At 30.6% G+C, this 19,274-nt stretch carries 20 protein-coding genes and 2 tRNA genes; 14 read left to right on the forward strand and 8 right to left on the reverse strand.

Features of this window, described 5'->3' with window-relative positions; translation table 11 throughout:
• The first annotated feature begins 40 nt into the window (after positions 1-40).
• Entirely contained in the window at positions 41-301 is a 261-nt protein-coding gene (locus WN975_RS24570) for a hypothetical protein (RefSeq protein ID WP_337968778.1), read from the forward strand.
• Positions 302-396: 95 nt separating this feature from the next.
• Here the strand turns inward: WN975_RS24570 and WN975_RS24575 are convergent, their stop codons facing one another.
• On the reverse strand, positions 397-1,278 hold the full coding sequence (locus tag WN975_RS24575; protein ID WP_337968779.1) for a helix-turn-helix domain-containing protein: 882 nt from the start codon (positions 1,276-1,278) through the stop codon (positions 397-399).
• A gap of 677 nt (positions 1,279-1,955) precedes the next feature.
• Positions 1,956-2,027: transfer RNA gene (locus tag WN975_RS24580), tRNA-Glu, on the reverse strand.
• 513 nt (positions 2,028-2,540) lie between these two features.
• Between WN975_RS24580 and WN975_RS24585 the strand changes: the two genes are divergently transcribed.
• The 3 genes from WN975_RS24585 (at position 2,541) to WN975_RS24595 (ending at position 5,415) form a co-directional block, all read left to right on the forward strand.
• Positions 2,541-3,275, forward strand: coding sequence for a class I SAM-dependent methyltransferase (locus WN975_RS24585; RefSeq protein ID WP_337968780.1), 735 nt, complete (start codon positions 2,541-2,543; stop codon positions 3,273-3,275).
• Positions 3,276-3,927: 652 nt separating this feature from the next.
• On the forward strand, positions 3,928-4,650 hold the full coding sequence (locus WN975_RS24590) for a hypothetical protein (RefSeq protein ID WP_337968781.1): 723 nt from the start codon (positions 3,928-3,930) through the stop codon (positions 4,648-4,650).
• A 57-nt stretch (positions 4,651-4,707) separates the two neighbouring features.
• The gene (locus tag WN975_RS24595) at positions 4,708-5,415 is read left to right on the forward strand and encodes a DUF6090 family protein (RefSeq protein ID WP_337968782.1); all 708 of its coding nucleotides are present in this window, start codon (positions 4,708-4,710) and stop codon (positions 5,413-5,415) included.
• A gap of 121 nt (positions 5,416-5,536) precedes the next feature.
• Here the strand turns inward: WN975_RS24595 and WN975_RS24600 are convergent, their stop codons facing one another.
• From WN975_RS24600 to WN975_RS24610, 3 genes are all read right to left on the reverse strand, one after another.
• On the reverse strand, positions 5,537-6,232 hold the full coding sequence (locus WN975_RS24600) for a pseudouridine synthase (protein ID WP_337968783.1): 696 nt from the start codon (positions 6,230-6,232) through the stop codon (positions 5,537-5,539).
• Positions 6,233-6,384: 152 nt separating this feature from the next.
• Positions 6,385-7,143, reverse strand: a complete 759-nt coding sequence (locus tag WN975_RS24605; RefSeq protein WP_337968784.1) for a glycosyl hydrolase — start codon at positions 7,141-7,143, stop codon at positions 6,385-6,387.
• Positions 7,144-7,486: 343 nt separating this feature from the next.
• Positions 7,487-7,957: a CAP domain-containing protein gene (locus WN975_RS24610; protein ID WP_337968785.1), complete on the reverse strand. Its 471-nt coding sequence runs from the start codon at positions 7,955-7,957 to the stop codon at positions 7,487-7,489.
• A gap of 365 nt (positions 7,958-8,322) precedes the next feature.
• Between WN975_RS24610 and WN975_RS24615 the strand changes: the two genes are divergently transcribed.
• A complete protein-coding gene (locus WN975_RS24615; RefSeq protein ID WP_337968786.1) occupies positions 8,323-10,335 on the forward strand; it encodes a M13 family metallopeptidase in 2,013 nt (670 codons plus the stop codon).
• Positions 10,336-10,557: 222 nt separating this feature from the next.
• Here WN975_RS24615 and WN975_RS24620 read toward each other — a convergent pair whose 3' ends face one another.
• Positions 10,558-10,962 carry an XRE family transcriptional regulator gene (locus tag WN975_RS24620; RefSeq protein ID WP_337968787.1) on the reverse strand — a complete coding sequence of 135 codons (405 nt, stop codon included), beginning with the start codon at positions 10,960-10,962 and terminating at the stop codon, positions 10,558-10,560.
• A gap of 537 nt (positions 10,963-11,499) precedes the next feature.
• Here WN975_RS24620 and WN975_RS24625 point away from each other — a divergent pair.
• The 8 genes from WN975_RS24625 (at position 11,500) to WN975_RS24660 (ending at position 17,238) form a co-directional block, all read left to right on the forward strand.
• The gene (locus WN975_RS24625) at positions 11,500-12,393 is read left to right on the forward strand and encodes an alpha/beta hydrolase (protein WP_337968788.1); all 894 of its coding nucleotides are present in this window, start codon (positions 11,500-11,502) and stop codon (positions 12,391-12,393) included.
• A 126-nt stretch (positions 12,394-12,519) separates the two neighbouring features.
• Positions 12,520-12,993 (forward strand): GIY-YIG nuclease family protein, encoded by a 474-nt coding sequence (locus tag WN975_RS24630; RefSeq protein ID WP_337968789.1) that lies wholly within the window; start codon positions 12,520-12,522, stop codon positions 12,991-12,993.
• Between the two features lie 228 nt (positions 12,994-13,221).
• Positions 13,222-14,151, forward strand: a complete 930-nt coding sequence (locus WN975_RS24635) for an ADP-ribosylglycohydrolase family protein (protein ID WP_337968790.1) — start codon at positions 13,222-13,224, stop codon at positions 14,149-14,151.
• Between the two features lie 225 nt (positions 14,152-14,376).
• Entirely contained in the window at positions 14,377-14,784 is a 408-nt protein-coding gene (locus WN975_RS24640) for a hypothetical protein (RefSeq protein ID WP_337968791.1), read from the forward strand.
• Positions 14,785-14,943: 159 nt separating this feature from the next.
• Positions 14,944-15,405 carry a hypothetical protein gene (locus WN975_RS24645; RefSeq protein WP_337968792.1) on the forward strand — a complete coding sequence of 154 codons (462 nt, stop codon included), beginning with the start codon at positions 14,944-14,946 and terminating at the stop codon, positions 15,403-15,405.
• Positions 15,406-15,526: 121 nt separating this feature from the next.
• Positions 15,527-15,967 carry a 2-dehydro-3-deoxyphosphooctonate aldolase gene (locus WN975_RS24650; RefSeq protein ID WP_337968793.1) on the forward strand — a complete coding sequence of 147 codons (441 nt, stop codon included), beginning with the start codon at positions 15,527-15,529 and terminating at the stop codon, positions 15,965-15,967.
• Positions 15,968-16,198: 231 nt separating this feature from the next.
• A complete protein-coding gene (locus WN975_RS24655; protein WP_337968794.1) occupies positions 16,199-16,591 on the forward strand; it encodes a hypothetical protein in 393 nt (130 codons plus the stop codon).
• A gap of 95 nt (positions 16,592-16,686) precedes the next feature.
• Entirely contained in the window at positions 16,687-17,238 is a 552-nt protein-coding gene (locus WN975_RS24660; protein WP_337968795.1) for a GNAT family N-acetyltransferase, read from the forward strand.
• Between the two features lie 162 nt (positions 17,239-17,400).
• Here WN975_RS24660 and WN975_RS24665 read toward each other — a convergent pair whose 3' ends face one another.
• Positions 17,401-18,291 carry a hypothetical protein gene (locus WN975_RS24665; RefSeq protein ID WP_337968796.1) on the reverse strand — a complete coding sequence of 297 codons (891 nt, stop codon included), beginning with the start codon at positions 18,289-18,291 and terminating at the stop codon, positions 17,401-17,403.
• A gap of 288 nt (positions 18,292-18,579) precedes the next feature.
• Between WN975_RS24665 and WN975_RS24670 the strand changes: the two genes are divergently transcribed.
• On the forward strand, positions 18,580-18,906 hold the full coding sequence (locus tag WN975_RS24670; RefSeq protein ID WP_337968797.1) for a hypothetical protein: 327 nt from the start codon (positions 18,580-18,582) through the stop codon (positions 18,904-18,906).
• Positions 18,907-19,095: 189 nt separating this feature from the next.
• Here WN975_RS24670 and WN975_RS24675 read toward each other — a convergent pair.
• A tRNA-Met gene (locus WN975_RS24675) sits at positions 19,096-19,168 on the reverse strand.
• Positions 19,169-19,274: the final 106 nt, after the last annotated feature.

Raw genomic sequence — 19,274 nt, forward strand, 5'->3', positions numbered from 1 at the left:
AAAGAATTTACACTCAAACCTTGTCTTAGGATATACAAATATGACTTATCATGCAACACCTTTTTCATTAGTAGAAAGCAAAGTAATTAACGATAATGCCTCAGGTGATTTTGTAACTAATAATAATGATAAAACCACTCATGTAGCCTTAAACTTTGCTACCGTAAATATGATGTATGATGTTACTAAAAATTTTACAATGGGTATCGAATATAGTGGAGGTTCAAAACAAATTATTAATTCAATAACACAAAATTCTGCGGTAAACCGAATAGCTTTTGGGTTAACAGTAGGATTTTAAAGAGAAACTTAAAGTTTATGAAAATTACCTAACTCAATGATTAAAAACAGGTTAGGTTTTTTTTATAATGCTAAAAAAAAAGTAAAGCCAATAGATTATTTATTTACTTCCAGACGAAATGCAGAAGGCGATTGATGCGTAACCTTTTTAAAAACTCTGGAAAAATGAGAAAGAGATTGAAAATTTAGTTCATAAGCTACATCAGCAATTTCGCGTCCTAAATCGCGGAGTAATATTTGGCTGTGTTGTACACAAATTTCATTAATCCATTGTTTTGGAGGTTTTCCGGTTGCTTTCTTGATGCATTTATTCAGGTAAGTTTCAGAAATATTTAATTCCTGTGCATAAAAGAAAACATTTTTATGCTCTATATGTTCTTGCTGAAGTTTTTCCCTGAATTTATAAGTAATGTCGAGTTCACGAGCCATACCCAATGGTTTCGAAATTGCATGTTTAATGATTTTCAACATAATCGCACGAAAAAAAGTAATGCAAATATCTTGATGTATGCATTCTGATTGTAGTTCTTTTTCTAGTAATTCTAGTGCAGTAGTCATAAATTCATAAGCATTTTCATGAATTTTTATTACAGGATCCGAAGTAAGAAATATAGTGTCTTGTCGGCTTAAAGCGATAGAAGTTATAATGTCATTTTCATACATTACATAAAATCCTTTGACATCTTCAGATAATTCAATAGTTCGGGTAATACTTCCTTGTTTAATGTTTAATATTTGTCCGGGACCTATTAGATAGTTTTCAGTTTCTACCTGCTGACATATAGAACCTTCTGTTATAAATAAAAGAAAATTAAAAGATGTTCTGTATGGTGGTACCGGTATTACGATTCCTTTTAAGTAACTTTCTATTCGATATATTTGAAGTAGTGATTGGTCAAACAACGCATGTGCATTTACTTTTGGTAAGAATTGCATCTTGTACTCATAAGTGTTAAGAATTCGGATAGATTCTTTCATTTATTGTATTGTTTTTTTTGATATTCAGTAATGTGAATGCTGATAAGAATCTATCGATTTGAATAAGGTTAAAACTTAGATAGTTGAGTTTATATTGTTATTGCTTAATTTTTTCCACTCAAGCCATAAATAACATTGGAATTATAAAATAGAGCGTTTAAATTTTAAGTATACATGCAGCTTAATTTTCGAAAGACAATTATCAATTAACTATTAAAATAAAGCAATCATAAAAGCGAAGAAAATTCAAAAACTGGCTGATTTATTTATCCTGTAAAAATCATAAAAGATGTGCTGGGTTTGGTTGCTCGCAGGTCTTTTTAATATTAAATTAGGACACTTGTAGATTTAAGAAACGATGTATCGTAGGTTTGATATATTTTAATTTTTCTTGAGAAAGCAAAGGATCAACACAAAAACCTGTGGAGAAACATAAAATGTTTTGTGTTGACTAATTATTTTAACCGCAAGGGCGCAAAGGTTTTTTATAAACGCAAAGTTCGCAAAGCTATATTGATAAAGCTTTGCGAACTTTGCGTTTAATAAGCGTAATCTATAACAAAAAAACTTTGCGCCCTTGCGATTAAATTTTTTTTGAGGAAGCAAAACATCTGACTCAGGAGAAAATGTTATTAAAACAAAAAAGCTCCAGATTTCTCTGAAGCTTTGTAGTAAAGTAGCCCGTAGCGGAATCGAACCGCTCTTACATGGATGAAAACCATGCGTCCTAACCGATAGACGAACGGGCCTGCTTTTGTATTGCGGGTGCAAAACTATAACTAATTTTAAGATACACAAAAAAATCTTTGAAAAATTTTGTCGAATTATTCTGAAAATATCACATTAAGAAAGTATCGATCGCCAAGAAATGGGGTTATTCAAAAGTGTATTTGTTTGATTAATAATTGATTGTTTTGTGTTGAAAAAGGCGTAAAGAGAGAATTTTTTCTTCTTTTGACAAAATGATATTTTTTGATAATTTTTTATTTTGAAAGAATATTCTCTAGTTTATTGAGCGATATTTTGAAAAGTTTTAGAAGTGTTTTTATGAAAAGTTGTCCAAATGCCCCTGACTTTCGACATTTTTTATCGTTAACAGATCTTGTAAATCTTATAAAAGTCTCTTAATTTTTTAAAGTCATCGACTTTATGAAGTTTCCGTTTTTCAATTATATTTGTCTAAATTGAGTACAAAGTAAGCCATATTTGCCAGCGTTACCGAGGAAAATTTTACGGAACAAGGTTTAATAAATAAGAAAGAGATGAAACAAAATATTTACGATGATTTAGATTTTTTTGAAAACTACGGTAAAATGCCACGTTCTATAGACGGTTTGAATTCAGCCGGAGAATGGCATGTTTTGAAAAATATGTTGCCCAATTTTCAAGATAAAAATGTTCTTGATCTTGGTTGCGGTTACGGCTGGCATTGTATTTATGCCAAAGAACAAGGCGCAAAAAATGTGATTGGAATTGATTTATCACAGAAAATGATTGATAAAGCAAAGGAAAATTCAAAAGATTTATCAGTAGAGTATTATCAAATGCCTGTTGAAGATATTGAATTTGAAAATGAGCAGTTTGATATTATTTTTAGTTCGCTTACTTTTCATTATATCGAAAATTTGGACATTGTTTTTCGTAAAATTAATAAGTTTCTGAAAAAAGGAGGAAGCTTTGTTTTTTCGATGGAACATCCCGTTTTTACTTCAAAACCAGAACAAGATTGGTTTAAGGACGAAAAAGGAAATTTGTTACATTGGCCAGTAGATAATTATCAAGACGAAGGAGTAAGGCAAACGAATTTTTTAGGTCACAAAGTAATTAAATACCATCGAACAGTAGCAAGTATTCTAAATACTGTAATTGATTCAGGTTTTGCTATTAAACAAATATCGGAGCCTAAACCATCAGACGAAATTATTGAAAAATATCCGGCGATGAAAGACGAATTAAGAAGACCAATCTTTATTATGGTTTCTGCTGGAAAATTATAAATAAAGGAATTAATAAAACAGCTGTAAATAATGAAACGAAATCTATTTTTTGTGTTTTTATTTTTTATTGGATTTAATCTTTACGCACAAAAATCCGGAATTGAATTTTTCTTTGTAGAGAATTTCAAAAACTTGAATTCTGATTGCACATATTGTCTTGACTTGAAAACAGCCAAGTTAAGTTCGGTTCCAATATTAAATGAAGAGGATATCAAACATTTTAATTGGAAGAATCAACAAATAATCTTAACAAAAAAAAGGGAAACATAAGTTTACAGATTTAAAAATTCCTTTACCTGGATTACCAGTAGTAATGACTCTAAATGGAAGAAGAATTTATAGTCTGTGGTTTTGGAATCTATTTTCTTCATTTGGTTGTGATAGAGTATTTGCTTATCCAACGGTTGATTTTAAAATCAAATTTGGCTTGCCTGAAGATAACACTTTTGGAACAGACCCGAGGTTTGATGAAAAACTAAGAAAATATGTTGTTTCCAAATATAATCAATCTGAAAAATGACTCTCTGTGAAGAGTTTTTTTGCTTTAAACTTTCTTCTCGATTTCTTTATGTTGTATTAAAAACAACGTAGCTATAGAATTATTTAGCACAAAAAAGCTTATAAAATAACGAAGTTGATAAGGTGGTTTTTCATGAAAAATTATATATTTGGAAATAAATATTGTTCGATACTTATCACACCAATCTGCATGAAATATTTAAGCTTAACCATTTTGATTTTAATAGTGTCTTGTGCAAAGAAAAATGAATCAGAAAATTTAAAAACAACAGTTAAGACTTTAAAAGCCGAAACTCCAATAAAATTAACCGACAAATCTGTGAAATTTTTATGGAGAGAAGATGCATATGACAAAGAATTAAAGGACACGGTTAATTCAATTTTTATAAATAAAGAATATTCCAAAAATATTTCAGAACCCGAAAAAGCAGCTCTTGGATTTGTAGCAAGTTTTATTGGAAGTGAGTGCGATTGGGATGGAGAACCAAATGCAAAATATGATAATTTAAGTTGCAAAATTAATACAGCGCTTAATATTGGTTATCAATGTTCAGAAGAGCATTTAAATTTTTTAAGAAAGTGGTTTAAAAATGATAAAAAACAGTTAGAACGTTTGAAAGATTGTTCTGCAGTTCCTTTTACAGCAAGCGTTCAGAATACCTTTGATTACATAAATGTTGTAACAAAAGGTGATACAATCAAAATAACCTTTAAAGCAAATGGTGTAAATATGCGCACTGAGAATTCCTGGAGTTATAAAGAAGAGGATACATTTGTTTTTAAGAAAGATAATTTAGTTTTAGTAAAATCTAAAGAATCAGAAATTGAAAGTCATTCATTTAAAAGTGAGGATTAATAGCGTACTAAAATAAACTGCCACCAATAATCAAAGTTAAAATTACAAAACTAAAAAATGCAAGAAGAAATAACCAAACACTCAGAAAAAATTTATAAAACTGTGAAAAATTCAGAACATACATTGGGAGAGAAAGTGAAAGAAATCATTATAGAAATTTTTATAATCGTTTTTGCAGTAACACTTTCTATAGGATTACATAGTTGGAGTGAACACAAACACCAGCAAGAAGAAGTTTCTATTTTTCTTAATAATTTAAAGAATGATTTAAAAGATGATGTAAAAAGCCTGAACATTGAAAAGGGCGGATACCAAGAATCAAACATAGGTTATGAGAAAATTTTAGCACTAACGACTCTTCAACTTGATAGTATTTATAAGTCAAAAGGTAAAGTTAATTTCCCAATTTATTCACATGGACAAGTAATAAATATTGGCAATTATGAAGGATTTAAGTCTAGTGGTAAAATTGGCTACATTGAAGATGAAAAATTAAAACAGAAAATTTTAAATTACTACCAAATACTTGCACCGTCAATTAGCGAAGTCGATAAAATTTATAATGATTTTCTGTTTAAGTGTTTTGACAAAATGATAGAAAATGCAGATAAATCTGAAGAACAATTATATTCAGATCCAAAATTTAAAAAGACAATCGAATTTCTTGTCAGACTGGGTAAGAATAACATAAGAGTTTATGACCAAAATGTAAAACCAGAAGCAGTTGAACTTATTAAAGAAATTGAAAAAGAGTTGAATAAATAAAAAAGCGAATGCACAACAGTTGTGCGATATAAAAACAAAAACACCACTTTTTTAAGTGGTGTTTTTGTTTTTAATAGCGGGAGGAATTGAAATCTCTAATCCCTTTTTTGAGGATTACTATCTATTTATATTTACTCAAATCCAGATTAAGAATAGTACCCACTCTGCTAAATTCTTCATTAATCTTGGCATTCAGAATTAGTTGTTCATTTTTTATTGGATGATCAAAAATTAACTGATGTGCGTGAAGCATCATTCCTTTCAGGTCATAATTTTCCAGCCATAATTTATTTTGTTTGTTACAACCATGTGGCCGACTTCCTAAAATGGGATGAAAAATATGTTTGAAATGTTTTCGCAATTGATGCATGCGCCCAGTTTCAGGAATCGCTTCTACCAAACAATATCGTGACGTTGGTTTATTATTGAATTCTAACTCAACTTCGGCATTTTGCAAACGATGAAAGTATGTTATTGCATTTTGTTTAATGTCATCATCATTGATTAAATCATAATCAATTGTTAGTTCTTCGGGCGACCAACCACGTAAAATGGCTAAGTATTTTTTTTCGACTTCGCGTGTAGCGAAACGGTCATTCATAATTTTCAAAACCTCTTTATCCAACGCAAATAACAAGACGCCAGATGTTTTTCGGTCTAACCGATGAATAGGATAAACGTGTTGACCTATTTGATTTCTCAATTCCTGAATAGCATAAACTTTTGCATCTCGTGCATAAAATGATTTATGAACCAACAATCCGCTTGGTTTATTAATTGCTACAATATATTCGTCTTGGTAAAGAATTTCTAACATTTGGCAAAAGTAGAAGAGATTTCGATTAAAATCGTTTTTATAATTTATTTCTATACTTTTCTTTCAGATCGAAAAACAAAAAAGAGACTCGAAAGTCTCTTTGTGGAATTAATATATTTTTATAAAAGATTATTTAGTATCAAAAGAAAAAATTAGTTGCTGGTAACAGAATAACTGTTGCAGGTATAATTCAGTCCGGCTCCATTTGTGCCGTAGGATGATGTAATTTCAAACCCGAATTGTACATCACCAACAGTAATATCACCAATCCATCCTTTGGATTTTATCCAATTCAAAATGGCTTTGGCATCAATAGTACCGCTATTTGTTTTTGTAGTACGTAAAAATGAATATACATTATTCGAACCATTATTTCCTCTGTATACATTCCAGGTATGACCGCCAATAGATTGATTAGTAAAGACTGCAATTGCAGCTCCGGTCGCAGAATAATTGTATGAAATTGGTTTTACATTACCAGTTCCATTTGCATTTCCGGTATAATTCATCCATAACATTATTTCATGCGCTTTAGCACTATCCCAGATATCATATGAGGATTCCCAGGCACCTCCAGAAGGTGTAGTTGCATTAAAACTAGTACTTAGCGTGTTTATTGCACTAAGTACTTTACCAATGTATTTGGTAGAATTTGGGTATGATTTAATTCCATCAGTGTTAGGATGATTTGCCCAAACTCCCCATTGACTGTAACTGTTTGCCCATATAGACTGGCTTCCGGCACCAGAACCCCAGATATTATTATAAACAGTATAACCGCCATTTGACCAGTTTGCATATTGAGCAGATGATGACCAGTTTGCTTTAACTTCGGATTCGTTGTTACCATCGGTTGCTTCACAACTGATGAACATAATACATAATGCAGTAAATAAAAATGTTTTTTTCATAAATAATTTGGTTTGATAGTTAATAAAAAAATACTTACTAATATATTGATATTTAGCGGTTTGTTTAAATATTTTCTTAAATAAAATGCGATTTTTAAGGTATTATTATAAAAACATAATAATTTCCTTTTTAAAAGCAATAACTTTATTTAGTTATGGTTAAAATGACTATAATTAAAATAAAAAAAATGTGAATTTCATAATTTATAGAAAATCTAAATGAAGGGATTGATTTATGCTGTAAAAGACATAGTTTCTATTTCGTTGATTATCTGATTGATGAGGTAAAGTAAAAGGTTTTTTGTTTGAATAAGAGAGAGAAGAGATAGGAGACAGGATTAATTTATTTTCCTAAATTAGCAACCCATACATTACCGGATTTTCCTGCTCCCATTTCAATATAAGTACTGCTCATCATGGCTTTGCAATGGTCTGTGCTGTTTTTCCATCCGTTTACAACACTTATAGGATTATCATAATTTCGAGCAATTACTTCTCCTACGTAATTACCTGTATAACCTAATATACTGGCTCTTTGAATAGGACTTGTTCCTTCTGGTGATATATGAGAAAAATAATTTCGGACATACATATCATGAGCATAATTAAGTGCTGTCTTAGCTAATATTGAGTTACTTACCAATTCAGGTACAGGTGGCATATCTTCGTCTCCACACTTACATCCTGTTACTCTTAATTTATTGACTTCGATCAAAACAGAATCAGTAACATTTGTATCAACAGGATCATCACTATTATCACAAGAAAAAAATAATGATATTAAACCAAAAAAAATAAAATATTTTGAGGACATTGAAAAGTAATTGTTAGTTAAAAATCTAAGATAAGTAATTGTTATGATATAAGATAAGAACATTGAATTTTGAAGATCGAAATAAAAAATATAGTTTACAATTAATTTACCCTTCGCTCGCAAATCAATCCTTTTGTGTGATACAAAGTGAAGTGATAAAGAAATAAAAATTATAATAAACTAAAAAAACTCCAGATTTCTCTGAAGCTTTATCTGAGTAGCGGGGAAGCATTCTAACAAAAACTTTAGTATTAAAAACTGAATTCGTATATTGTTCTGCTTAAATTAACTATACCAAGTATATCATTTTAAAACATTTGTCTTTAAGTGTTTTTTAGTTCATTTTAATAGAAATAATCTAGATTATGAAAAATTCAGTAATGCTCTTCATTGCATTCTTAGCTCTTACAGCGTGCTCAAAACATCAGGAAAAGAAAAATATCGCGATCACTGGCATAGATTCCACATTGCGACCTGGTGATGATTTTTTTAAATATGTAAATGGCAAATGGTACGATTCTGTACAAATACCTGCATCTCAAGCAGGAGTTGGTGTTTATATGTTTATGAATTACCCACAACGAATGCGTCTGCAAGGAATATTAGACAGTATTTCGCAAAGCAAAAATGAGGCAGGAACTATAGCGCAAAAGGTAGGAGACTTTTATGCATCAGGTATGGATACTGTAACGATTGACAAACGCGGTTATACACCTATCAAACCATTACTTGCCAAAATTGATGCAATCAACGATTTACCATCCTTAATGAATTTTGTAGCTAATGAAGTAAAAGTGAACAATTCTTCGATTATAGGTTTTGGAGTCTCGCCCGATGAAAAAAACAGTAGTATGAACATTGCGCAAATTTATCAAACTGGTATTGGTTTGCCTGACAGAGATTATTACTTCAAATCAGATTCATCAACTGTTGCCATTCAGAAATCGTACAAAAAATACCTTGCTACATTATTTCAGCAAATAGGCAGCGATGCTAAAGAAGCTGAAAAGAATGCTAATTTGGTTTACGATATTGATAAACAACTTGCTGTTTCGCATAAGACAAAAGTTGAACTTAGAGATGTGCAGGCAAATTACAATAAATTGGCTGTGACAACTCTTGCAAAAAGAAATCCGAATATAAACTGGAATACTTTCTTAAATAATTTAGGTGCCAAAACCGATTCTATTAATGTAGGTCAACCTGCTTATTATGATGCGCTGAATAAACTTTTAAAAACCATTCCTATCAATAATTGGAAAATTTATTTGAAAGCAAATTCTCTGGAAAGATATGCAGATGACTTAAGTAAGCCTTTTGCCGATGCTTCATTTGAGTATACCAAAGTACTTTCTGGTCAGGCTGTTCAAAAATCACGTGGCGAAAAAATGGCTAATGTCCTTGATACTTATTTAGGTGATGCGTTGGGTGAATTGTATGTGAAAAAATATTTTTCAGAAGATGCCAAAAAACGTATGTTAACTCTCGTGAATAATCTTCAAAAAGCCTATGCCAAAAGAATTGACAAATTAGAATGGATGAGTCAAATTACGAAACAAAAGGCAAAAGAAAAATTGGCAGCAATGACTAAGAAAATAGGATATCCGGATAAATGGAGAGACTATAGCAATGTAAATGTAGCCAGAAATACCTATTTTGAGAATATGGTTTCGGCTTCAAAAGATGCATATCAATTTCAATTGGCAAAATTGGGCAAACCAGTCGATAAATCAGAATGGTTTACTACAGTTCCAACCGTTACGGCATATAATAATCCTACGGCAAATGAAATTGTTTTTCCTGCAGGTATTTTGCAACCTCCATATTTTGATAATAATGCAGATGATGCACTTAATTACGGAGGTATCGGAATGGTTATAGGTCACGAAATAACCCATACTTTTGACGATCAAGGTGCTCAATATGACAAAGATGGTAACCTAAAAAACTGGTGGACAAAAGAAGATTATGCGCAGTTTAAGTCTAGAATACAACAGGTTATCAATTTGTACAGTACATATACTGTTTTAGGCGATTTACACATAAATGGCGCAATGACAGTTGGCGAAAATACGGCAGATATTGCTGGATTAGCAGTTGCTTATGATGCTTTTAAAATGACCGAACAAGGAAAAGGAAACGTAAAAATTGACGGTTATACTCCGGATCAACGCTTCTTTATTTCTTTAGCCAAAATATGGCGAGTAAAAATGAAAGACGAATTCCTGCGTTTGTGGATTAATAATAATCCGCATTCTCCACCAAACTGGCGTGTTAATGGTCCTCTAATGAATACGACACCTTTTTACGATGCATTTAATCTAAAACCCGGAGATAAAATGTTTTTACCGAAGAAAGACAGAATAACAATTTGGTAATTTCGCCCTTCGAAGTGTGACCAAAAAAACTGCGCAAATGTTCTGTGAGCTTTGCGCAGTTTTTTTTGGTTTCTTATAAATCTTAAAAAAGTATTCAAGTTTTTACATTTTAGCTTGAACTAAAAAAAGCTCCAGATTTCTCCGAAGCTTTTTTTGATATTTTTTATAAATGAGTATTTCTTAATTTAATATTTCCACATATAAATAAGAATTATTCCGAAATTATTTGGTGATTAATTTTTCAATCCTTGCCATCATTTCATCTTTTTCTTTCAGCATACGCTCAAATAAAGCAATTTTTTCTTCGTGAAGTTTTTTTAATTCTTCAACAGAATTGAAGTTGAATGTAGAATTAGGATTTCCAACACAAGCATTATCTCCAAAAGTATTCGAAATAACATTTATTGCCTGCTCCTCATCAAAGCTTTGAAAAGCTTCAACAGGAATTCTTAATATTGCTGAGATTTGTTTAAGCAGATTCTCTTCAATTACATCTTTCTGCTCCAGCATTGAAATTTTCTTCTGATTCCAATCATTTCCCAAATCATAAGCCAATGCTTCCTGCTTTATATTAAGCATTTCTCTGAAGCGTTTTACGTTTCTTCCCTGATGTATTTTCTGTTCCATAATGAATATCAATTTTCTGTATGCTCAAAGATAAAGCCATTTGGCTTAAAAAAACTTGAATTTCAAAGATAAAAAAAATAGTCTTTTAATAATCTTTTTTCAGATGTTATGTCCGCTTTTGTTCCGCTCAGGAATGAATTTCTTTTGTGTGATACAAAATGAATAGATAAAGAATCAAAAATATAATAAACAAAAGAAGATTAAGATTTTTCTGAAGCTTTATTCCAGTAGCGGGAAGCATTAGTGTCTAATTATATTTATTGAGGATTATTATAATATTATTGAATGTGCATCTTAAATTTTTCTCTTCTTTTTCTTTGCATAGCTACTTATAGAAAGTAAGAAAAGCATTTGTCAAATTGAAAGTTCTTTTGATTTTTATAATGAAAAAACTATATATTTGAAGATAAATAATGTGTAATACTTATCATATATATCTACCCTAATTTGGGTTATTTTGTGAGGTTTTGTCAAAATATAAATTAGTTGGCGTTAATTTAAATAGATGCCCCTTAAATTAAAATTATACAAAAATTTATGATTAAAAAAATTGAAACTGAATCATTAGAGATTGGCTATAGAGAATACGGAAACACAAATGATATTCCAGTAATTCTTTTACATGGTTTTCCTTACGATATAAATGCCTATAATGAATCTTCGGATATTTTAAGCCAAAAGGGGTTTAGAGTATTAACACCATATTTGCGTGGCTTTGGACAAACTACATTCAAAGACATTTCAACTATGCGTACAGGGCAACAAGCGGCAATAGCAAAAGATGTAATTGACTTTATGGATGCATTAAAAATCCAGAAAGCAATAATTGCAGGTTATGATTGGGGTGGAAGGACAGCTTGCATTGTTTCGGCGTTATGGCCGGAAAGAGTTTTAGGTTTGGTATCTGTTGGTGGTTACACAATACAAAATATCCTTGGTAATGCAGAACCTTTACCGCCACATATGGAACAACTATATTGGTATCAATATTATTTTCATACCGAAAGAGGTAGGAAAGGTCTAACGAAATATCGAAAAGAATTATGTAAAATTTTATGGACCGAGTGGTCGCCTCTTTGGAAGTTTGAAGATGCTACGTTTGAAAAAACTGCTGAATCTTATGACAATCCAGATTTTATTGATGTTATAATTCACTCCTATAAACATAGATACGGAATTGAAGAAGGAGACAAGCAATATGATGATATTGAAAACCTTTTGGCAACCAGACCTGTAATTAAAGTTCCTACGATTGTTTTAGAGCCAGGAGATGATGGCTTTGTTAACTATTTTGGCTTTGACGATCACACTGAACATTTTAAAGGGAAATATTTACAAAGAATTGTGCATGGTGCAGGGCATAATTTACCACAAGAAACACCACAGGAATTTGCAAATGCAATTATTGAATTAAGCGAGTGGATTAAATAATTTACCTGTTCTGGGAAGATTTCCACCGCTCTCGCACGAATGCTTTCGTGTGATATAAAATGAATCAACAAAGATAAAACCATAACAAACAAAAAAGCTTGAGATTTCTCTGGAGAAAATTGCAATATGGATAAATTAGAACAATTGAAGCCTTATCAGAAAGAAATGGATTCATTATTTCAAGAATTATTTGAAGAATTTGAAATGTCTGATTTATTGAAAAGAAACGAATTGCCTACATATCGTGGCATTTATGTTTTCTACGAAAACAGAAAACCAATATATGTTGGACGCGCAAACAATATCCGCAAAAGAATTCAATGGCATACTAGGGAAAGTTCAGGAAGTGAAAGTGCGAGCTTTGCATTTAATCTTGCGAAAATGGAATATGCAAAGAATAGTGAAATAAAACAGCAAAGAAAACAATTAATGCAAATTGAGGAATTTATAGAAATTTTCAGAAAGCATAAATTGAATTTAGCAAGTATAGAATTCAGATGTATTGCTGTAGAAAATGATATTTTGCAGACAATGTTTGAGCCCTACCTTGCTCTTAAATTGGGAACTTACCCAATAAATAATACGTTTGAAAACCATTGATAAAAAGTCACTACTGCCAATAAAGTTAACTACAACGGATTTAGACAATTGACTTAATGGAAAGCTGGTTTTGTATTTAGTGTGATTTGGCAAAATCCGAAAATAGGGCTTAATTTGGAGTTGGTTTTGCATGTGGGAAATTATTAATTAATCGAAAATTAGGCTTTCCTAATCCGCATCATCGCCAAGCGAGAGAACATTATCTGCTATTATAATAATAAGACAATTATGGATCACATTGATAATAAATATAGAATTGAAAATGCTAAGAAATCACTATTAGGCGTGTCAATTGGAGATGCGTTTGGTGATAGTTTTTTTGGCGATTTAGATGAAATTTCAGAAAGTATTTATTTAAGGCAAATGCCTGAAACTAAATGGGAATTTACTGATGACACAGTAATGTCTATTGCGATTTTTGAGGAATTAGAAAAAAATGGCGATATAGACCAAGAAAACTTACTTAAACAGTTTTGTATAAATCACGATTTAGATACAAATAGAGGTTATGGTGCAACTTTGAGAAGGCTATTAAGAGAAGTTCAAAACGGTGAGAATTGGCATGAAGTATCAAAAAGAGCATTTGACGGACAAGGTTCAATGGGAAATGGAGCAGCAATGAGAGTTTGTCCAATTGGTGCTTTTCATTTCGACAATTTTCAAAAAGTGAAAGAATTATCAATAAAATCAGCCGAAATTACTCATTCAAATATTGAAGCAATTACAGGTGCTATTGCGATTGCAATTGGTACTGCATTGACAACTCAAATGAAATTTGATAGGAGTATATTAACACCAAATGATTTTATAGATAAAATTTTAAAAGAATTACCTGATAGTGATACAAAGTCAAAGATATCAAAAGCTAAAAGTGTATCCTATAATTATCATATTGAAACTGTAAAAAGTATTTTAGGTAACGGTATAAATATGACCGCACAAGATACAGTACCTTTTGCGATTTGGTGTACTGCACATAATCTACAAAATTTTGAAGAAGGACTTTGGAAAGCAGTATCTATTTTAGGTGATAGAGATACTATTTGTGCAATGGTAGGTGGAATGTCTATAATGTCATCAGATGATTTAAATATTCCTTATTCTTGGATAAATTCGGTAGAAAGTATTGACAAAAGTGTATTTAGAAGAAATGAATAATCATTCGAATCAATGGATGGTAAAGCATTTGAAATAAAGTAAAACTGCTCATAACAGCTACAACGGATTTGGGCAATTGACTTAATGTAAAAATGGTTTTGTATTTGGGATGATTTGGCAAAACCGAATAATGGCTTAATTTAGTATCAGACTTGTTGTAGTGTCAGAACTTTATAAGCAAGAACAGACAAAATGATGAAAATATATTCCATGCAAAAAATATTTATGATTCTAATATTCGTGTTCTTTTATTCTTGTAAAGAAGAGGTTGATAAAAAATTAGAAGATAAAAACCTGATCACGAAAAATTTCGATTTCAAAAATGCCAATGGATGGTGGAAATTGAAAAATGCAACATATAAACCAATTCGATTAATAAATGCAGGTTATGCAAATGATATAACGCTCCACTTAAATCTTGATGGGAATGCCGAAATTTTTAAAGATAATAATCTAGATTCATTAGTAGATTATCAGTGGAAACCGACTTCAAAAGGAATAAGTCTGGGAAGATTGTGTATTGTAGGTTCAAATTCACCAATTTATTTCCTAAGCAAGAAAAAAATGATGATGTCGTTTGACGAAAGGAAAATGGACACATTGTTATTTGAAAGATGTAAACCTTTAAAATAATAAATGCCAGCCGATAATAGCTGTTTGGCTAGATTGGCATTTTGGCCTTAATTTAGTCCCAGACCTCTTGTAGTCCCAAGACGTTGACGATAATTTTAAAGATATTAAACTATGAATATAATAGGTTGTAAAGACACAGCGCTTGATAAACAGAGAATTATGAGAAATATTTTTTTAATGCTTTTAACTTTTAATATCGTCATTTCGTGTAGAAATAAACTTGATTCAAAAGTGGAAAATGCTGTAAATCTTTTGAGTCAGGAAAAATGTATAAATACTGTTTGGACTGAAGATAATGATTCATATAAAAACTTAATTAAAGTTGCAACTGTCGAAGATTTGGTTTATTTGACTGATAGTGAAAATCCATACATTCGATATTATGCTTTTATTGGATTAAAAGAGAAAAATTATCCAAAAATTAAGGAGATATATTTCAAACATAAGAATGATTTTGAAGCTATTAGTACTACAAATGGAGCTTGTCTAAACGGATCGGCTGAAATAAATGATTTAATGTTTTGGGCTCTCGATCCAAAATATTCAGACTGCAAATATGGTTTTACTCAAGATGAATATGATAAAATGGCTCAAGAAGAATACGATAAAAACACAAAATAAACCTGCATAAAACAGCTATCTATTGCAACGGATTTAGGCAAATCCGAAAATAGGGTTTAATTTAGTTCTAAACCCGCTGTAGTATCAGAATATTAGACAACATTGTAAAAAAGACACACGAATGAAAATTTATCTTCCCTTAATTTTAGTATTATTTCTTTCCTGTAATAATAAACAAAAACAGCTAGAGAAAGCACTTTTAGAAAAAGAAGGACCGGTTGAACTGGACTACTTTCATTTAACTGCCCAAAGTTCTGATAAAAGTTATGGCTTTACTCAATCAAATCCAATTAAGGTTGGAGGTCATTTGGAAAGTATGGGGCCAAAAAATGAACGAAGATTTTTGAGTGCATTGAAAGGTCCAAATGGCGAAACAGTCAGATTTTATAGACAAGGAAGCTGTTGCCTTTTTGAAACTCCGAATGTAGAAGAAGGGCTCAAGGGTTCGCTTGACATCTATAAAGTATATTGGGAAGATATAGCTGATACTCTAAAGATTTACATCAATATGTACGATAAAGACAGTTTGATGATTCCCTCAGGTTTAACTTCAAAAAAATGACATTTTTGAATTTGGAATTGACCAGTTTATGAAATATGAAATCATAAAAGATATTAGCCGACATAATATTGAACTCAAGTAACATAGAAAAAACGTATGCATAATTTGGAAAGACTTAATAAATTGGAATACATTTTTCTAAATTCAAATTCACAGAAAAATAAGATTTATGCTTTACGCCAACTTTTGCAAAATTATGTTGGAATTATTTCCAACGACATCTTATTTAAAATGATTCCCTGCATTTGGGAAGGTGCTGATCCTCCAACTTTCAGATGGCGAATTGAATGGGAAATAAAAAGCAGAAAAGAAGAAGATGTACTAATGCGATTAATTAATTTATTTAAAACTGACAACCCTTACTATTGGTTTTTTGCTGCAGAAATGTTGTTTTACTTTCCAGATTATAGAATTGTCGAACCTCTAATTAAATTAATTGAATTTTCAGGCAATAATGTTGACAGATGGACAAAACGAACCGCCATGTTTGCATTGTCACACATAACTAAAGAAGAATTGGTCAAAATACCTTTAGACAAAATTTCAAATTTTGAAGTGGTGTCTATCATTAAAAATTTTGAAAAATATTTTGAACGAATACACGCTGAATATAAAAACAATTAACAATTACGCTGTCTAACAGTCGTTTGGCAAGATTGCGTGTTTTTTTGTAAATTCACCTTCACGTTTCGCAAGAAATTTTTTATCTAACAAAAAACATGAAGAAAGAATTTCCAATTATAAAAACCGAAAGACTTTTACTGCGACAATTTGCAGATAGTGATCTTGAAAATGTTTTCAAAGGACTTTCACATCCACAAGTTATTAAGTATTATGGAGTGAGTTTTCAAACATTGGAAGCAACTAAAGAGCAAATGATTTTTTTTGCTGACCTTGAAAAAAACGATACAGGAATTTGGTTTGTTATTTGCTCGGCTGACAACAGAACATTCTACGGAGCGGGCGGATTAAATAATTTAAATAAAGAACATAAAAAAGCAGAAATCGGTTTTTGGTTAATTCCAAATTTTTGGGGACATGGAATTATAAAAGAAGCAATACTGTTAATTTGTAATTATGGCTTTAACGATTTAGAACTTAACAGAATTGAAGGATTTGTTGAGTCGGAAAATAAGAATTGTAAAAGCGTAATGGCTAAACTTGACTTTCAATACGAAAGAACTATGAAAGACTGTGAAATTAAAAATGGCAAATTTATAAGTCTTGATATTTATGCTAAACTAAAAGGTAATTTAATAAAAACTGAGTAAGAAATCTAGTAAAAAAAGAAAGCTCCAGATTCCTCTGAAGATTTGTCTTAGTAGCGGGAAATATTTAATTATCTAAATAGTTTATGGATGATTTTTATAAAATTGTCTGTTGATAATGTAGTTATATTTTAGATTTACTTTGTATGTCATGGTAAATAGAGTTTAAATTATACTACTTGCGAAAGTAATAACATTTGGAATATTGTCATATATGCCTCTTGCAACTAAAGATGTGGATACTTTTGATATCCAAGATAATATTTTTGCATTTCTGCTTTCAGAACCTTTTGGATTTTCATTATCTATTGTTTCCAATTCTTGTATGTCTTGTGATTCTACACCGTAAGACTGTAATTTTTCTTTTTGTTCTTTGGAAATATTAAAGGAAATATTCCCTTGAGTTATATTACTACCGGAAACTAAATTTAGAGGGTTGTTATTTCCATAAATATTATTAGTAATTATGTTTTTTACTTTTTTTTCATTTTCATCATTCATAATATATGTTTTATCTATTTCTGGAAATTGATTTTCTAATTCTTGTAATGTATCTAATAATTTTTGTTTTGTTAATTCCACAATATTCTGATATTGAGATTTACCCACTGTCCGCCAACCATTTCTAATAACTCCACGTTGTTTCTTTACATTTTCATACATATTTCCTAAGATTTCAACCATTGAAGAAGGTAAATTAATTGTTCCTAAACTACTTTCAAAATCGCATAGATTTTTTTCTATAATCGATATTGATTCATACACTTTGTGGAAATTGATATTGTCACGAATTTTTTTATCAAAACTATCAGGAACTATTACTGAAAAAACATAGTTTTGTCCATTAGGAAATTCAGCACGTAACTTAATTTCAGCCCAAATTTCCCTATAATTGGGTAAATTTTTTTCATCATAGTCATAGCCGTTTAATTCTTTATGTAACCAATTTTTAAAATCTTCATTCTTAATTTGATTTGCAATTAGTTTTGCCCTTGTTAAGGCTTGCCCAATTGTTATTTTATCATATGCAATGTCAATTATAAGCTCTTTAATCATTTTTTTTGATAAATTTAGATTTCAAGTTATTTGATGCAATCCTCTTTTGTAATTATCACTAGTAAATATATAAATTTAGTTGAGTTTTTTTATTTTATAAATATATGTATTTTTCCCTACAAAATAGATGAATAGCCCAGATTTCAATTTCTACCTGTAAAGTTAATAAAGACAAATAAGTTTCAGAATATATGAAATTCTTGTCTTCCTGTAAGGCATTTTAAATTTTTACGATTTAAAAAAAAACTTTATAAAGTAATGGCTAATCATGATTAAAATAAGTTAGATTTGATTCCATTATATTTTAATAAAAACCCTTTTTTGGGTAAAATTTTAAACTTAAATAAATTAGATATGCTCGCAAATGACGCAAGAAAAACAGCAGATGATATTAATAGCTATTCAAAAGATGAAGATTATCTAGAGGATAGAGTTCTAGATGGTATATTTATGGACATTCTAGAGCAATCTTCAAAAGGTAAATATTCATTTGATTACGATAAAACTGTAGAGCTAACCTCTAAAGACTTAAGGTATTGTAGGGGAAAATTGGAAGAGTTAGATTATTTAGTATCTGTAGATTACGATCATGGAGTAATAACAATAAGTTGGTAGTTTTTAAGCAATCATGTATAAGTCTTTACGTGTGAAATTGACGCATCTCAATTTCGCGAAGAGTTCTTATGAAAAGCTGTGTAAATGTCTCCTGCCTCCTTACCCGCGATCTGAATCAAGTACATATTGTTTTATAGATTTAGTATAAACAAAAAAAGCTCCAGATTTCTCTGAAGCTTTTTTTCTCTGTAGCGGGAACAGGACTCGAACCTGTGACCTTCGGGTTATGAGCCCGACGAGCTGCCTACTGCTCTATCCCGCGATGTTTCGGGTGCAAAGATACGCCGTTTTTTGAGAAATCCAACGAAAAGATTAAAAAATGTTTTATTTTCTGTATTGAGTTGATATGACTACCTTTGCAAAATAAA

Origin of the sequence: uncultured Flavobacterium sp., assembly GCF_951805225.1 — a bacterium.
Taxonomy (GTDB): Bacteria; Bacteroidota; Bacteroidia; order Flavobacteriales; family Flavobacteriaceae; genus Flavobacterium.

Bases quoted from the DNA above. Each gene is read 5' to 3' on its own strand.
- WN975_RS24570 (WP_337968778.1), top strand. From the start codon at position 41: ATGACTTATCATGCAACACCTTTTTCATTAGTAGAAAGCAAAGTAATT.
- WN975_RS24575 (WP_337968779.1), bottom strand. From the start codon at position 1,278: ATGAAAGAATCTATCCGAATTCTTAACACTTATGAGTACAAGATGCAA.
- WN975_RS24585 (WP_337968780.1), top strand. From the start codon at position 2,541: ATGAAACAAAATATTTACGATGATTTAGATTTTTTTGAAAACTACGGT.
- WN975_RS24590 (WP_337968781.1), top strand. From the start codon at position 3,928: ATGAAAAATTATATATTTGGAAATAAATATTGTTCGATACTTATCACA.
- WN975_RS24595 (WP_337968782.1), top strand. From the start codon at position 4,708: ATGCAAGAAGAAATAACCAAACACTCAGAAAAAATTTATAAAACTGTG.
- WN975_RS24600 (WP_337968783.1), bottom strand. From the start codon at position 6,232: ATGTTAGAAATTCTTTACCAAGACGAATATATTGTAGCAATTAATAAA.
- WN975_RS24605 (WP_337968784.1), bottom strand. From the start codon at position 7,143: ATGAAAAAAACATTTTTATTTACTGCATTATGTATTATGTTCATCAGT.
- WN975_RS24610 (WP_337968785.1), bottom strand. From the start codon at position 7,957: ATGTCCTCAAAATATTTTATTTTTTTTGGTTTAATATCATTATTTTTT.
- WN975_RS24615 (WP_337968786.1), top strand. From the start codon at position 8,323: ATGAAAAATTCAGTAATGCTCTTCATTGCATTCTTAGCTCTTACAGCG.
- WN975_RS24620 (WP_337968787.1), bottom strand. From the start codon at position 10,962: ATGGAACAGAAAATACATCAGGGAAGAAACGTAAAACGCTTCAGAGAA.
- WN975_RS24625 (WP_337968788.1), top strand. From the start codon at position 11,500: ATGATTAAAAAAATTGAAACTGAATCATTAGAGATTGGCTATAGAGAA.
- WN975_RS24630 (WP_337968789.1), top strand. From the start codon at position 12,520: ATGGATAAATTAGAACAATTGAAGCCTTATCAGAAAGAAATGGATTCA.
- WN975_RS24635 (WP_337968790.1), top strand. From the start codon at position 13,222: ATGGATCACATTGATAATAAATATAGAATTGAAAATGCTAAGAAATCA.
- WN975_RS24640 (WP_337968791.1), top strand. From the start codon at position 14,377: ATGATTCTAATATTCGTGTTCTTTTATTCTTGTAAAGAAGAGGTTGAT.
- WN975_RS24645 (WP_337968792.1), top strand. From the start codon at position 14,944: ATGAGAAATATTTTTTTAATGCTTTTAACTTTTAATATCGTCATTTCG.
- WN975_RS24650 (WP_337968793.1), top strand. From the start codon at position 15,527: ATGAAAATTTATCTTCCCTTAATTTTAGTATTATTTCTTTCCTGTAAT.
- WN975_RS24655 (WP_337968794.1), top strand. From the start codon at position 16,199: ATGATTCCCTGCATTTGGGAAGGTGCTGATCCTCCAACTTTCAGATGG.
- WN975_RS24660 (WP_337968795.1), top strand. From the start codon at position 16,687: ATGAAGAAAGAATTTCCAATTATAAAAACCGAAAGACTTTTACTGCGA.
- WN975_RS24665 (WP_337968796.1), bottom strand. From the start codon at position 18,291: ATGATTAAAGAGCTTATAATTGACATTGCATATGATAAAATAACAATT.